Annotated in this window: 13 protein-coding genes; 5 read left to right on the forward strand and 8 right to left on the reverse strand. The window is 64.7% G+C overall.

Annotation, left to right across the window (positions count from 1 at the left end; genetic code table 11):
* The 6 genes from ACOVRJ_RS07545 to ACOVRJ_RS07570 form a co-directional block, all read right to left on the reverse strand.
* The gene (locus ACOVRJ_RS07545; RefSeq protein ID WP_422043265.1) at nt 1-1,278 is read right to left on the reverse strand and encodes an acetate/propionate family kinase; all 1,278 of its coding nucleotides are present in this window, start codon (nt 1,276-1,278) and stop codon (nt 1-3) included.
* The gene (locus ACOVRJ_RS07550) at nt 1,275-2,225 is read right to left on the reverse strand and encodes a phosphate acetyltransferase (protein WP_422043266.1); all 951 of its coding nucleotides are present in this window, start codon (nt 2,223-2,225) and stop codon (nt 1,275-1,277) included. The genes ACOVRJ_RS07545 and ACOVRJ_RS07550 overlap by 4 nt, the downstream gene beginning before the upstream one ends.
* Nucleotides 2,222-4,618: a DUF3141 domain-containing protein gene (locus tag ACOVRJ_RS07555; protein ID WP_422043267.1), complete on the reverse strand. Its 2,397-nt coding sequence runs from the start codon at nt 4,616-4,618 to the stop codon at nt 2,222-2,224. The genes ACOVRJ_RS07550 and ACOVRJ_RS07555 overlap by 4 nt, the downstream gene beginning before the upstream one ends.
* A 132-nt stretch (nt 4,619-4,750) precedes the next feature.
* Nucleotides 4,751-5,146: a DUF4440 domain-containing protein gene (locus ACOVRJ_RS07560; RefSeq protein WP_422043268.1), complete on the reverse strand. Its 396-nt coding sequence runs from the start codon at nt 5,144-5,146 to the stop codon at nt 4,751-4,753.
* Nucleotides 5,147-5,152: 6 nt separating this feature from the next.
* Nucleotides 5,153-5,788: a class I SAM-dependent methyltransferase gene (locus ACOVRJ_RS07565; protein ID WP_422043269.1), complete on the reverse strand. Its 636-nt coding sequence runs from the start codon at nt 5,786-5,788 to the stop codon at nt 5,153-5,155.
* Nucleotides 5,789-5,807: 19 nt separating this feature from the next.
* On the reverse strand, nt 5,808-6,176 hold the full coding sequence (locus tag ACOVRJ_RS07570; RefSeq protein ID WP_422043270.1) for an HPF/RaiA family ribosome-associated protein: 369 nt from the start codon (nt 6,174-6,176) through the stop codon (nt 5,808-5,810).
* Between the two features lie 372 nt (nt 6,177-6,548).
* Here ACOVRJ_RS07570 and ACOVRJ_RS07575 point away from each other — a divergent pair, with 372 nt between their 5' ends.
* From ACOVRJ_RS07575 to ACOVRJ_RS07595, 5 genes are all read left to right on the forward strand, one after another.
* Nucleotides 6,549-7,313, forward strand: a complete 765-nt coding sequence (locus ACOVRJ_RS07575; protein ID WP_422043271.1) for a hypothetical protein — start codon at nt 6,549-6,551, stop codon at nt 7,311-7,313.
* Between the two features lie 217 nt (nt 7,314-7,530).
* A complete protein-coding gene (locus ACOVRJ_RS07580; RefSeq protein ID WP_422043272.1) occupies nt 7,531-8,703 on the forward strand; it encodes a response regulator in 1,173 nt (390 codons plus the stop codon).
* Between the two features lie 443 nt (nt 8,704-9,146).
* Entirely contained in the window at nt 9,147-10,592 is a 1,446-nt protein-coding gene (locus tag ACOVRJ_RS07585; protein ID WP_422043273.1) for a peptide MFS transporter, read from the forward strand.
* A gap of 121 nt (nt 10,593-10,713) precedes the next feature.
* On the forward strand, nt 10,714-11,127 hold the full coding sequence (locus tag ACOVRJ_RS07590) for an SRPBCC domain-containing protein (RefSeq protein WP_422043274.1): 414 nt from the start codon (nt 10,714-10,716) through the stop codon (nt 11,125-11,127).
* A 39-nt stretch (nt 11,128-11,166) separates the two neighbouring features.
* Nucleotides 11,167-11,952, forward strand: a complete 786-nt coding sequence (locus ACOVRJ_RS07595) for a GFA family protein (protein ID WP_422043275.1) — start codon at nt 11,167-11,169, stop codon at nt 11,950-11,952.
* 12 nt (nt 11,953-11,964) lie between these two features.
* Here ACOVRJ_RS07595 and ACOVRJ_RS07600 read toward each other — a convergent pair whose 3' ends face one another.
* Nucleotides 11,965-13,410 carry a PLP-dependent aminotransferase family protein gene (locus tag ACOVRJ_RS07600; RefSeq protein ID WP_422043276.1) on the reverse strand — a complete coding sequence of 482 codons (1,446 nt, stop codon included), beginning with the start codon at nt 13,408-13,410 and terminating at the stop codon, nt 11,965-11,967.
* A 9-nt stretch (nt 13,411-13,419) separates the two neighbouring features.
* On the reverse strand, nt 13,420-14,013 hold the full coding sequence (locus ACOVRJ_RS07605) for a LysE family translocator (protein ID WP_422043277.1): 594 nt from the start codon (nt 14,011-14,013) through the stop codon (nt 13,420-13,422).
* Between the last annotated feature and the right edge of the window lie 83 nt (nt 14,014-14,096).

Raw genomic sequence — 14,096 nt, forward strand, 5'->3', positions numbered from 1 at the left:
TCATGCGGACTCCTGTGGGTGGGAAAGCAAGTCCAGGGTGTGGCTTGCGATCATCAGTTCTTCATTGGTTGGGATGACCCAGGCGGCGCAGCGGCTGCCCAGGCGGCTGATCAGCGGGCCGCCGCTTTCATTGGCCAGGCTGTCCAGCTCCACGCCCAGCCAGGCGGCGTGCTTGCAGATGGCTTCGCGGATCTTGACGCTGTGCTCGCCAATGCCGGCGGTGAAGACGATGGCATCGATCCCGCCCAGGGCGGCAGCCAGGGACCCTAACTCGCGGCTGATACGGTATACAAACAGCTCGATGGCGGCCTGGGCGCGCGGGTCTTCGCTCTCGCTCAAGGCGCGCATATCGCTGGAGATGCCAGACACGCCGAGCAGGCCCGACTCTTTGTAGAGCAGTCGCTCGATGGCGCGGGCGTCCATCTTCAGCTCGTCCATCAGGTAGAGCACCACGCCGGGGTCCAGCGTGCCGCAGCGGGTGCCCATCATCAGGCCATCCACGGCGGTGAAGCCCATCGAGCTGGCGACACTTTGGCCGGCCTCAATCGCGCACATGCTGGCGCCATTGCCCAGGTGCATCACCACCGTCTTGCCGGCGGCCGCGTGGGCATCAAAAGCGGGCAGGGCGTGGGCGATGTACTCGTAGCTCAGGCCATGGAAGCCATAGCGACGCAGGCCCTTGCGGGTGATGCTGGGCGGCAGCGCAAAAGCTTGCGAGACCTCGGGCGCCGTGCGGTGAAAGGCGGTGTCAAAACAAGCCACTTGCGGCAGGCCGGGCAGGCGCTGCTCAATCAGCCGTATCGGCAGCAGATTGTGCGGTTGGTGCAGTGGTGCCAGCGGGCTCAGGGCCTGCAGCTCGCTCAGCACCTCGGGCGTGATCAAGACCGGGTTCGCGTAGCTGACCCCGCCATGCACCACCCGATGCCCCACGCCGATCAGGCGCAGGCCGCCGCCGTTGTGCTCGCGCAGCCATTGGGTCAAGAAGTCGATGGCGCCGCTATGCCCCAGCGGGCCGGGCCCAGGCGCCGGCGAAGGTTCGGGCCATGCCAACTCGTCCAGCAGATGGCCGTGGCTGTCTTTGACGTGAAAGCGCGCCGCATGGCCCAGCTCTTCCAGCACGCCGCTGGCGAGCAAATGCAGTTTGCGTTGTGCTGCAGGGCCTTCGGCTACTTCAACCCGGTAGACGCTGAACTTCAGGCTCGAGGAGCCGGCGTTCAGCACCAGCAGCGCTTCGTGGCTGCTCCCCTGCGGCAGCCTTGGGGCGGGCGTGGTGCTCATAGGCTGGGGCTGGCCGCCAGCTTCTTGCGGTGCTGGGCCAGCAGCACCGCCACCGCGCAAGAGGCCATGCGGGTGATGACCGAATCGGCGCGGCTGGTCAGGATGATGGGCACGCGCGCGCCCAGCACAATGCCGGCCGCGTCCGCCTCGGCCAGGAAGGACAAGCTCTTGGCCAGCATATTGCCGGCCTCCAGATCGGGCACCACCAAGATATCGGCCTGGCCGGCCACCGGGCCGCCAATCTTCTTGATGGCGGCGGCCTCGGGGCTGATGGCGTTGTCCAGCGCCAAGGGGCCGTCCAGCACGCCGCCGGTGATCTGGCCGCGATCGGCCATCTTGCACAGGGCCGCCGCCTCCAGCGTCGAAGGCACTTTGGGGTTGACGGTTTCCATCGCCGACAGAATCGCCACCTTGGGGCAGGGGATGCCCAAGGCATGGGCCAGGCCGATGGCGTTCTGCACGATGTCGACCTTGTCTTCCAGAGTCGGCAAGATGTTGATGGCCGCGTCGGTGATGAACAGGGCGCTCTCGTGGTGCGGCACGTCCATGATGAAGCAGTGGCTCAAGCGCCGCTCGGTGCGCAAGCCGGTGTCGCGCTTGACCACGGCGGCCATCAGCTCGTCGGTGTGCAAGCTGCCTTTCATCAGCAACTCGGCACGGCCGGCGCGCACCAGGGCCACGGCGGCCTCGGCAGCGGCGTGGCTGAAGGGCGCGTCGACGATCTCATAGGCCGAAATGTCGAGGTCGGCCTCGGCCGCGGCGGCCAAGATGCGATCGCGCGGGCCGACGAAGATGGGCGTGATGATGCCCAGCTGAGCCGCGTCCAGCGCGCCGGCCAGCGAGGCGGCATCGCAGGGGTGGGCCACGGCGGTCAGCGCCGGTGGCAGGTCTTGGACGGCCGCGACCAGTCGCTCATACTTTTCGCGCTTCTTTGGGGCTTCGCTCATGGGGCGCTCCTCTTGCTGCTGGGTCGGGCCGTCTTGGCGGGGCTGGTGCGCTTGGCCGCTGGGCGAGTTGCAGTGCGGCTTGGCGTGCGGGGCTTGGTAGGTGGCGCAGTGGCGGCGATGGGGTGCTCCTCACTCTCTGCGTCGGCAATCAGCGGCAGAGCCAGGACCTCGGCAATCTCACACAGGCGCTCGGCTCTTTGCTCGCTGAGCGGGCCTTGGGCGCGGGCGATGCGCTTGACCAGCTCGAAAGCGTCCCGTGCAGATTCGACGTCACGCAGCAGTTTGGGCAGAGCGGCCAAGGCGCGCGGTCGGTCCAGCAAGAGGGCCAGGTGTTGCGTCTTGGCGCTTTGCTTCAGGTCGGCCAGGGTCAGCTTGCTTTGGCCGGCGGCGTGGGCTTCGCGCAGCATTTGTTGAATCATGCGGAAGGGCCGCTCGTCGACCCCGGCGCCGTCGGAAGCGAGGTGGATCAACATGCGCATGCCGGCGTCCAGCGCCGTGCCTTGCTCGATGGCGGCCTCGGCCTGCGCCTGCTTCATGCGCAGCAGTTCTTCATGGGCCCAGCCGGTTTTCTTGTCGCGAACCTTGCTCTGTTGGCTCAGGCTGAGCTCATGCATGCCCACGGCGGCTTTCAGCCAGGGCGAGCGGTAGAGGTTGATGAAGAGCCGTTCTTGGGCCGCGTCGCGAAGCTCCCGGTACTGGTCCAGGCCACGAACGATCCATTCGGAGGCGGTGTGCTCGGCTGCCAGGAAGGGGTTGTCCGCGCTCAGCGGCTGGCGCTGCTTGCGCACTGTGTCGGCGAGGCTCTTGACGGGCCACACCGCCGGATTGGCGTCAGACACCATCCAGCGCTCCATGCGCGCCGGATTGAGGGCGCGGGCCACTTGCGCCGTGGGCTCATTCGCCACCGTCTTCACCAGCGGCGAGAGGAACTTGTCGTAGTTGGCCTGGTTGATCTCGGCCACGCGGCGCGCTACTTCGAAGTCTTGCTCATCCTCGCGGCCATCGTCCAAGGCCAGGATGTCGCTGACCTCGCGCGGCTTGAAGACCGAGAGATAGCGCCCGTGAATCAGCTCGCTGTGGTGCATCTCGGGGTGGGTGTCTTCAATCACCATCTCGTACAAGCCAGGCGGCAGCAGGTCGATCAGGTCGAGCGCGCCGGCGATCTCGGTAGTTTCTTTCTTGGCCACACCGGCCGAGACAAAAATGCCCAGGTGGCCAACAGTTTCGTGCAGGCAGTAGACGATGGTCTGCTCATGGGCGCGGATCTCGTCGGTGTTGTCGTAGAGATCGGCGATCCAGTTCAGCGCTTGCTGTGGCGGGGTGATGTTGTCGCCCCAGGAGGCAAACACGACGATGGGCGAGCGGATCGCGCGCAGATCGATTTGCAAGCTGCCATCGGCGGTTTGCACGCCGCCGCGCGAGAGCTTGTTGCCGACGAACAGGTTCTGCACGATCCAGTCCATCTCGGCCTTGTTCATCAGGTAGTGGCCACCCCACCAGCGCTCAAAGTCCAAGAAGCGCTCGCGCTCGGTGTCGACCTTGGCGTACAAGTTGTAGAGCTTGCTCCAGTAGGTGTTGGCGGGGTTGAGGTTCTCGAAATTGCTGACCAGATGGGCGCCGTCGAACTTGCCATTGCCCAGGTCGCCGGTCAGCGAGGCCAACCAGGAGCCGCCCAGCAGGCCGCCCGAGTAGCGCATCGGGTTCTTGCCCTCCACGCCGGCCCAGTAAGACACTGGCGCGCCGGCGAGCAGAATCGGGCCGACCGACTCGGGCTGCGCGGCGGCAATCAGCATCAAGGCCCAGCCGCCTTGGCAGTTGCCGATCACAAAAGGCCGGCCTTCGGCCTGCGGGTGCAAGTCATTGACCTTTTCTAAGAACTTCACCTCGGCGCGCGCCACCGCCTCGATGGTCTGGCCCGGCATGGGCTCGGGGAAGAAAGTGAAGAAATAACAGGGGTGGCCGGCGCCCAGCGCGATACCGATTTCGCTGTCGGGCTTGAAGCCGCCAATGCCAGGCCCGTGCCCGGCGCGCGGGTCAATCACCACAAAGGCCCGCTTGTTGGGGTCGGTCGGCCGGTCGGCCGGTGGCTTGATGCGCACCAAGGCGTAGTTGGCCGGCAACTCAAACTCGCGCGCGTCCAAGACGGTTTCGAACTCGAAGACCAGCACCGGCGGCTTGCCCGATTTGGCATGCTGGGCGTAGACATTGCCGCGCTCGCGCAGCACATCCCAGAACAAGACCGAGCGCTGCGCCGCATCCACCCAATAGTCCAGCGCTTGCTGGGCCAGGGGAGTCAGCGGGGCGCCAGCGGCCGCAGCCCCTGCCGATGCGCTCTGTCCCGCCGGCTGAAAGAAGTTCAAAAGGGTGGTCTGAGGCAATTGGAAGGGAAACATGGGCGGCTCTCTTGTCGGGGCCACGCCCCGGTTCAGCAAAGATACTAGAAATGCTGCACCGCAGCAAACCCATGATGTGCCGACTTTGTTACCTTTGTGTGACGGCGCTGGGCCGTTCTGCCCAGGCGGGGCTCAAAAGGTTTCGGTGGCCGTGCCCTGGTGAAAAATCATCTGCCAGCCCAGGGCTTCCAGACGCCAGATCGAGGAGCGCCAGCTGGGGCGGCTGATGTGCCCATCTGGGCTTCGGTGGGCGCTGCGGTAGGTCAGCAGCGCGGCGTTTTCGCCGAGCATTTGCAGTGCGAAGTCTTGTGAAACCACCTCGACTGTTGTGTCCGCCGGGTCTTCGGCGGCCAGCAGCTCCAGCATGGCGGCGCGGCTGTAGCTGCGCCCGGAGCGGCCGAACTCGCGGAATTGCGGATGCAGCAGACGCTCTACGGCGGCCGCATCCGCGCGCACGGCGGGCTGGTGCAAGAGGCGCTCCAGCGCGATCAACTGTTCCAGCAGGAGGGTGTTGGTGCTGTCTTGCATCTCAGTTCAAGACGCCCGGTGCAAGACCATGCCGCCCTGGTTCAGCAAGGGCTCCACTTGACTGAAGCCTGCCTCGCGCAAGGCAGCGGCCTGCTCGGCGGCGCTCATATAGAGCTGATCATTGCTCATGCCGCCAGGGCCGGCCCAATGGTCGCAAACCCAGTAGCTGCCGCCTGGCTTCAGCAAGCTTCTGACTTGGGCGTGCAGCTCGGTGGCATAGCGTTTGTGGCGCAACTCATGCACTGCTTGGTGGGTCAGCACCTGGTCAAAATACCCCAGACCTGAGGTCCAGTCCGGCGCTTTGAAGCTGCGCTCGACGAACTGCACGCGGTCGCTCAGCGGCCCCAGTCGCTCGCGCGCCAGGGCATGCATGGCGGGGGAGAAGTCCAGCGCCACATAGTCGAGTTCCAGCTCGGGCAAAGCCTGCAGCAGATGTTGCGCCAGAAAGCCCGGGCCTGAGCCTAACTCCAGCACCCGACGGTTCGGCAGGGCAGGCACCTCCCGCAGACCTTGCGCGAAGCGTGCAAAGAACAGCGGCCGGTCGGGCCGCTTGGCCAGGGCCGTCTCCGCCCAAGCCTGCGCGTCGGGCAGCTGGCGCAGGTCGATGGGGCTGGGGACGTCGCAGGGGACCTCGTTCAACATGGGATGTCCAGGCTAAGCCTCAGGCGCTGGGCTCGGCATCCAGGTCGGCAACCAAGTCTGCCTTGCTGTTGCCGCGAGGCTCTTGTTTCTCAAGCGCCGTCGCCAGGGCGCGTTTGAGCTTGCGCATGGCGCCGTCGATGGCTTGGTGGATATTGCCGGCTTCCTCTTTCACGACCAGCGGCTCCATGCCTTTCAGGCGCGCTTCCAGGCTGCACAGCACGACGGCGTCTGCGGTTTTGGCGTGTCCTTTCACGTCCGACAGGTGGGCTTCAACGCGGGTGATGCGATCGCCAAAACGATCCAGCTGTTCTTTGGCCAAGGCGCTCAGGTGATCGCTGGTCAGTTGAGTAGCGGCGATATGGGTGTCGGATTGAAGAAGAACTTGCATGATGCGGACTTTCCTTTGCTTCAAGTGAACGCGTCCATGGCCCCTGGTGGGCGAGGATCGGGCTTGCGCCACAGAGCCACCTTAGCAGAGCTTGCAAGCTTGGTGCAGCGGCTGGTAGCGACAAGGCCACCCTGTGGGCATGAGCAACACTTGGTGCCGTTGGCCGGAATTCCAAGGGCCAGCCCAGCGTCGTGTGGATGGAGAACCGCGGGAACTGCTGCGTCAGGCATCAGCCTGCTGCCAGAACCGGCGGGTTTGGCCTCATCCAACGCGCTGTACGGTACTGAAAAACGAGACTCTGCCGCCGCCCGCCGGGCATAGGCCCTGGCTCGCTAGAGTGCCGACCATCCCTTAGCCCCAGGAGCGTGCAAGATGATGATGCGCAAGCCGAGCCCAGCCGCGTTTGTGAACCGCTGGATCTGGACCACTGCCGCCGCTTCGGTACTGGCCGGGCTGAAGGCTTGCAGCACCCCGGGGTCGATGCAGGCGCCCTTGGGTTTCGAGGGGCAGAGCCTGACCTTGGCCGCGGCCAATCGGAGTCGCGCTACCGGCTTGTTGGTGGACGAGTCCTTTGATTTGGGACCTTACCGGGTGACCGGCATCGAGGGCAAGTCGGCCAACTCGGGCGACTCCCTTCAACTCGGCAGCGCCAAAGTGGAGCACCGGCGTGGTGGCTTCAGCTACCGCATGGCCGGCGGGCCGAGCGGTCACACCGATGCCGCCGCGCAGTGCGCCAGCCGGTCCAAGGACACGACGGTGCCCTTGTTCAGCGCGGTCACTTTGCAGCGTCAAAAATCCAGTTTCACCTGCGACTGCCGCACCCAGGACGGACATGCCGCGGCACTGACCATCAGCAGCGACTCCGGCTGGCAAAGTGCGGCCGGCGCGAATCCGGTTCAACTGATGATCCGGGTCGACGGTGTGGAGTACGGTGTTGGTCGCTACGACGGACACGGCCGCCTTGTGCCGGATGATGAACCCTTCATGGGCTACCGGGTGGACGGCCCCGCCGGCCCGGTCGCCGCCCTGGGGTTGAGCTATCCGGGCACCGTCTGGCTGCATGAGCGTTTGCCAGGAGCCAAGCGCGAAGCGATGAGCTGCGCCTTGGCCGGCTTGATGTTGCACCGCGGGCCCTGAGTGCAGGGAGTTCTGCGACGTGGCCCGAGCTGGCGAGCTTCGACCCTTGGCAGGCGCCCGCCCACTTGCTGGGGTAGCAGGGCGGGCTTTTCATCACGGAGCCGGTTTTTCTGCGCTAAGCTCAGGCTGAGCATCCGGGCTTGATGGGCGGTGAGAGTCAAGCAATCGGGTCGCTCATGCCCTTGTTTGTCTCAAGTTCGTCCGCTTGAAAGTCAGCATGAACGCGCAAAACCAGAACGCATCCAAGCCAACCCTTTTGCTCGTTGACGATTCGTCCGAGATGTTGGATTTGATGGAGGCCTTGCTCAGCGACAGCTACAACATCTTGACGGCCTCCGCGGGCGTGCGGGCCCTGGAGCTCGCAGCGAGCGCCACGCCGCCGGATCTGGTTTTGCTCGATTGCCTGATGCCCGGTATGGACGGCTATGAAACCTGCCGCAAATTGCGCAGTTCCAGTGCTGCCGCGACGCCGGTGATTTTTCTTTCCGCCCTGACCTCGATTGAAGAGCGTTTGCTTGGTTACTCGGCGGGTGGCGATGATTACGTCTGCAAGCCCTTCGATATGGCGGAGCTGATGGCCAAGATCGAGCGGCAACTGGCCGCCGCGGCTTCGCGTCGCGATCTCGGACAGCAGCTCAACGAGGCCGTCAATGCGGTGATGAGCAGTGCGGACATGGTGGGCGAGGTGGGGGTGGTGCTGGATTTCCAGCGCAAGCTGAACAGTTGCGAGGACTATCCCAGTGTGGTCGCCAATTTGTTCGAGTCGCTGGAGCGCTACGGCCTGGATGGTTGCATTCGCGTCAGCGGCCAGAGTGGCCTTGTCTCTCAGAACAGCAAAGGCCCTTGCACCGCCTTGGAGCAATCGATCCTGGATCACTTGGTGGCACAGGGGCTCGATCCGCACATCCGCCCCCTGGGGCCGCATACCGGCTTCAACTTCGGCAGCGTCATCTTGTTCCTGCGCGATCTGCCCATGACGCGACCGGCGGGCATGGACCCTGAGTTGGCCGAGCGCTATGGGCGCGCCATCGACAACGTGGCCTTGTTGATTGAGGGCGCTTGCACCAAGGTGGTGGCGATCGACAATGAGCTGGCCCTGCGTCAACTCAACGACAAGTTCGTCAAGATGATGGCCATGACGCGTTTTGCGCTCACCGATATTTCGGTGCGCAATCAAGAGCTTGCGAGTGCGGTCAAGGCGTTGTTCGAGGCCATGGCGAAAGACATGGAAGACAGCTATGTCCATCTTGGCTTGATGCAACAGCAAGAGGACTTTCTCAGCGGTCTGGTCAAGAGTTACAAAGACTCGGCCATGCAGTCGCTGACCAAGAGCCAGGAGACCGAAGGCCGCTTGCGCCAGGTGATTGAGCAGTTAGGGCAGTTGAAGTAGGTCGGGCTGGCGGTGCCATGGAACCTTGTTCGGCGGGTGCCGTCAAAAACTAGCGGTTTGATTGTTTTGCTCCGGCGTCCCGGCCCGCCGCCGGGCTCATGGTGCCCGGGTCGGCTCTTTCGAGCCGACTGCCCTCGCTGCTCACTGCGCGGGTCAGCGGCGGCCAACTCTCTTCGTTCGCTGCGCTCACTGCGTTCAGACAGGGGCCGCCAAGTCAGTCGTTGAAGCGCGCTGCGCGCGCCTGACCCGCGCCGCTGCGCTCTCGGCCGGGCACAAATCGCCCGTCGTCGGGCCGAACCACCTCCGGCTTGGGTTTTATGCGCTGCCGACCAAGCCAGCGCGCTCAGCGCTGAAGTGCCTTTAGACACCCCGGACAACACCGCTTGTAGAGAACAGCGTTTTCGTAGACAGTCGCGGCTTCTTAATATATTTAGAAGCTTGCCGTGACCACTTTGACACACGACGACGTTCGTGCCCGCAGCGATCGCGCTTTTCTGGGCCATCCGGCCGGCCTCGGCTGGCTGGCCTTTTGTGAACTCTGGGAGCGCTTCTCTTACTACGGCATGCAGGCGCTGCTGGTCATCTATCTCAGCAACTACCTGTTTCTGCCCGAGAACATCGGCAATGTGGCCGGTATGGATGCCTTGCGCGCCCAGATCGAAAGCGTCATCGGCCCGCGCTCGCCGCAGCAACTCGCCTCGGTGGTGTTCGGCCTGTATGCCGGCCTGGTCTACCTGACGCCTTTGTTTGGCGGCCTCTTGGCTGACCGCTGGCTGGGCCGCACCAAGGCGGTGGTCATCGGTGCCAGCCTGATGGCCTTGGGGCACTTCTTGATGGCGTTTGAGACCAGCTTCCTGGCGGCGCTGGCCTGTCTCTTGCTGGGCGTCGGCTGCCTCAAGGGCAATATCGCGGCGCAGGTGGGCGCTTTGTACGGGCCGGGCGACAAGCGCTCGGCCAGTGCTTTCCAGATCTTCATGCTGGCGATTCAGATCGCGGTGATTGCCGCGCCCATCGTCTGCGGCACCCTGGGTGAGAAGGTCGGTTGGCACTGGGGCTTTGGCGCGGCGGGCGTGGGCATGGTGATCGGCCTGATCGTCTACTTGGCCGGTCGGCGCTATTTGCCGCCCGAGCTGCCGCGCCATGAAAAAGCCGCTGCGGCTGCCGAGGCCAAGAAGACGCCGATGAGCCGCCAAGAAAAAAGTCGGCTGGTGCTGCTGCTGGCCATGATCCCGGTCTTGATGCTGTCCATCGTGGGCAACCAGCAATACAGCAACGCCTTCCCGCTCTGGTCGCAACAGCATATGGACCTGCTGCTGTTCGGCTGGCAGGTGCCAGTGACCTGGCTGCAGGCGGTGGATGCACTCACCAGCACTGGCACCATGCTGGCCTCCTTGGCTTTTTGGCGCTGGTGGGCCAGCCGCCGCCGCGAGCCCGATGAGCTGACCAAGATGGCCTACGGCTCCCTGATCGCCGCCTGCGGCCCGGCCCTGCTGGTGCTGGCCGCCGCCTCGATTGCCGGCACCGATCAGAAGGTGAGCTTCATCTGGACCATTGGCTACACCCTGCTGAACAACCTGGGTTTTGCCAACATCTTGCCGGTGGGTCTGGCCCTGTATGCGCGGGCCGCGCCGCGCCAGCTGGCTGGGTTGATGATTGGCGTGTACTACCTGCATCTGTTCTTGGGCAACTCCTTCGTCGGCTGGCTGGCGGGTCTCTTGGAAGAAATGCCCGGCACCCAGTTCTGGGGTTTGCATGCCCTGCTGGTGGCTTCCGCAGGCGTGCTGCTGCTGACCATCAAGTTCATCTTTGGACGCATGCTGCTGCCCGATGATGATGACGATGCCGCCACGCAAAAGGCTGGCGCCCAGCCGGCAGCGGCTGCCGCTTGATGCCGTTTGCAAATGGGCGGGTGCTGGCCAGCCGCCCGCAGTTCTCGCAGCGTCCAATCTGGCCACGCGAATGCAGCGGGCGAGGCCTCTACACTTCGCCAACAAAGCACTCGGAGGCCTCATGAGAATTTCCGTTTCGACCCGGGTTGCCGCCCCCTTGGCCGAGGTCTGGCGCGCCTACAGCTCGCCGGAGGACATCAAGGTCTGGAACACCGCCTCGCCGGATTGGCACACCACGGCCTCCACGGTTGACTTCCGCGAGGGCGGCAAGTTCTGTTCGCGCATGGAGGCCAAAGACGGCTCCTTCGGTTTTGACTTTGCGGGCGAGTACACCCGCATCCTGCCGCTGCAGCGGATTGAGTACCGATTTTTTGGCGAGCGCCAGGCGAGTGTTGATTTCTCTGAAGGCGCGCAAGGCGTCACCGTAACCGTCAGCTTCGACGGTGAAGAGATTCATACCGAGGAGGAGCAGCGCAGCGGTTGGCAAGCCATCCTCGACAACTTTGCTCGGCATGTGGTGGCCACTCAGGGCTGATGCTCAGCGCTGGGTGTGAACAGGTTTGGGAGTGAGGCCTTGAGCACTGAACTTGTAGGCGCTTGCTTCTGCGGCGCCGTCACCCTACGTGCCGCCGCGCCACCCAAAGGCGTCATCCACTGCCATTGCGGGCAATGCCGCCGGCTCAGCGGCGCGGCCTTCACCACCTGGGTGAGCGTGGCGCGAGAGCGTTGTACCGTCAGTGGCGCTGAGTCGCTGGCGGTCTTCAGCCCCACGCCGAATGGGCGGCGCCACTTTTGCAAGCACTGTGGCAGCCATGTGTTCACCGAAGACCTGCGCATGCCGCAGATTTACGGCGTGCCGGCCGGCATTCTGCAGGGCGAGGCTTTGAGCATTGCCCCCAGTCAGCACTACTTTGTCTCGCACAAGGCGGCTTGGCATGAGATTGCCGACGCGCTGCCGCAGTTCGGGGGCGAGTCGGGGTATGAGCGGCTACAGAACCTCGGTGCCGAGCCGCCGGCCTCCGCCCATCGCGAGCGTTTTTTGGCGTACTTGCGCCATTACGCCGCCAAGGATTTGCAGGCCATTGCCGACATGCTGGCCGCAGACGTGGTGCTGCGCGACTGGAAGATTTGCGTCCATGGGCGCGAGGCGGCGGTGGCCGAAACCCGCGCCAACTTCGCCGCCGCGCGCAGCCTCTTGATCGAGCCCCTGCAGCTGTACGAATCCCCCCAGAGCGTCGCGGGCGAACTCCGCATCCTGGTGGACGATGAGGTGGAGCTGTTTGTGGTGGATGTGCTGGACTTTGACGCCGAGGGCAAGATCAAGGCGATACGGGCTTTTCTCGGGCGCGGCCCGGACTGAAGCCCTGGATGCTTAGGCCGGCGCAGCCCCAGCGCGCGCCAGCGCCGCCTTGGCCCCGGCAACACCTTGCAGCCGCTCGCGCAGATAGTTGGCCAGGCGTGGTTGCTGGCTGAAGGCAGCGTTGAAGCGGATGTGCGAGTCAAAAGCGCGGTCGGCCGAGAAGGTGGCGCCGCGCACCAGCAAGATCTTGTTGCGGTAGGCGTCTTGTACCAGCAGGTTCAGGTCCACCTCGGGTGGCACTGAACCCCACAGGAACAAGCCGCCTTCGCCGGGGTGGTCCAGCCGGATGCCGGCCTCGCTCAGCTGCTTGGCGCTGCTGTGGCGTGCAGCGAGTAACTTGGCATTCAAGCGGTCCAGATGCTTGCGCCAACGCCCGGCGGCCAAGACTTCCAGCATCAGGTATTCCTGCAGCGCCGAAGTGGTCAGCACCGAGTAGATCTTCTCGCGCATCAGCGCCTTCAGCAGCGCAGGCTCGGCGGCCATATAGCCCAGGCGCAGTGCCGGGCTCAGCGCCTTGCAAAAGCTGGAGTAATAAATCACCCGGTCCAGGCCCGACAGGCTGGCCAGGCGGGTGGCGTGGCCGGGGTGGAAGTGGCCCTGCACATCGTCCTCGGCGATCAGCAAATCAAATTGCTGGGCCAGCACCAGCAGCTTGTGCAAATTGGCGGCGCTGCTGCCCCAGCCGGTCGGGTTGTGCAACACGGTCTGCACGAACAGCAGGCGCGGGCGGTGCGCCAGGCAGGCGGCCTCCAACTCTTGCAGGTCCAGGCCATCGGGGCGGCGCTTGATGGGCAGGATGCGAATGCCCATCAAGCGCAGCCGGTCGAACATCAAAAAGTAGCCGGGGTCTTCCACCAGCACCGTGTCGCCGGGCTGCAAAAAGGCGCGGCAGATCAGGTCGATGGCATGGGTGCCGCCATAGGTGGTGAGGATGCGGCCGGCGTCGGCGGCGATGCCCATGCCGCGCAAGACCAGCGCGATCCGCTCGCGCAACTCCGGCACGCCTTGCGCCGGGCAGCGCGAGGCCATGCCGGCGCTGGCGCGGGCCATGCCGCGCTGCAAGGCAGCCAGCGGCACCGCGTCTTCCAGCCAGTTGGGCGGCAGCGCGCCGCTGCTGGCGAGCAAGACGCCGGCGCGCTGGTCATTGGCCTGCTGGGCCAGCCACACGCCTTCTTGCTCATCGCCGGCCTCCAGCGCCGCCGCATCGGGCAGGGCAGCGCTGCGGGCTTCACACACAAAGTAGCCGGCCCGGCCGCGCGACTCGATCAGGCCCAGTGCCACCAGCCGGTCATAGGCGCTGACCACGGTGTTGGGGCTCACCGCCAGCTGGGTGGCGAGCTGGCGGATGGACATCAAGCGCGCCGCAGCGGGCAGGCGGCCATCGGCCATCAGCTCGCGCAAGCGCAGCTCGATCTGGTCAGACAGCGGGGTGGGGGAGTCGCGATTCAGAGAAAACACGGGCCGAGATTAGCGCAAGAAGCTGATCGCCAGGACCACCAAGGTTGCCCCCATGCTCAGATTAAAAACGCGGCGCTTCAGCGGGTCTTGCAAAAAATGCCGGATCGCCACGCCGAACAGCGCCCAGGTCGATGAGACCGGCAGCCCGACCAGGATGCCGGTCAGGGTCACCAACAGGGCGCCGAGCGGCACACTCAGGCCCGTCGGCATGAAGACCGAGGCCAGGGTGATGGCCTTGACCCAGCTCTTCGGGTTGATGGCCTGGAACAAGACCGCTTGCCACATGGTCATGGGCTGGCCGGCCTCGGCGACCGACATGGCGCGGAGCTTCCAGGCCAGCCAGATCAGATAGAGCGCGCCGGTCATGCGCAGGATTTGGTGCAAGACCGGGAAGGCGGTGAACAGGCTGCCCAGGCCCAGGCAGGTGAGCAAGGTCAGCAAGGCGCCGCCGACCTGAATGCCCAAAATCAGCGGCAGTGCGCGGCGATAGCCGAAGTTGGCGCCCGAGCTGGCCAGTAGCACATTGTTGGGCCCCGGCGTGCCCGACATCACAAAGCAATAACTCGCCAAAGGCAGCAAATCGGTGGGGGACAAAAAGGGCATAGTGGCGGCTCCAACAACAAGGCCTCCACTGTCATTGCTCAGCGTGTTTTGACCAAGGTACAGGCGAGGTATACAAGGCTTGC

Source organism: Roseateles sp., assembly GCF_049240545.1.
Classification (GTDB): domain Bacteria; phylum Pseudomonadota; class Gammaproteobacteria; order Burkholderiales; family Burkholderiaceae_C; genus Paucibacter_A.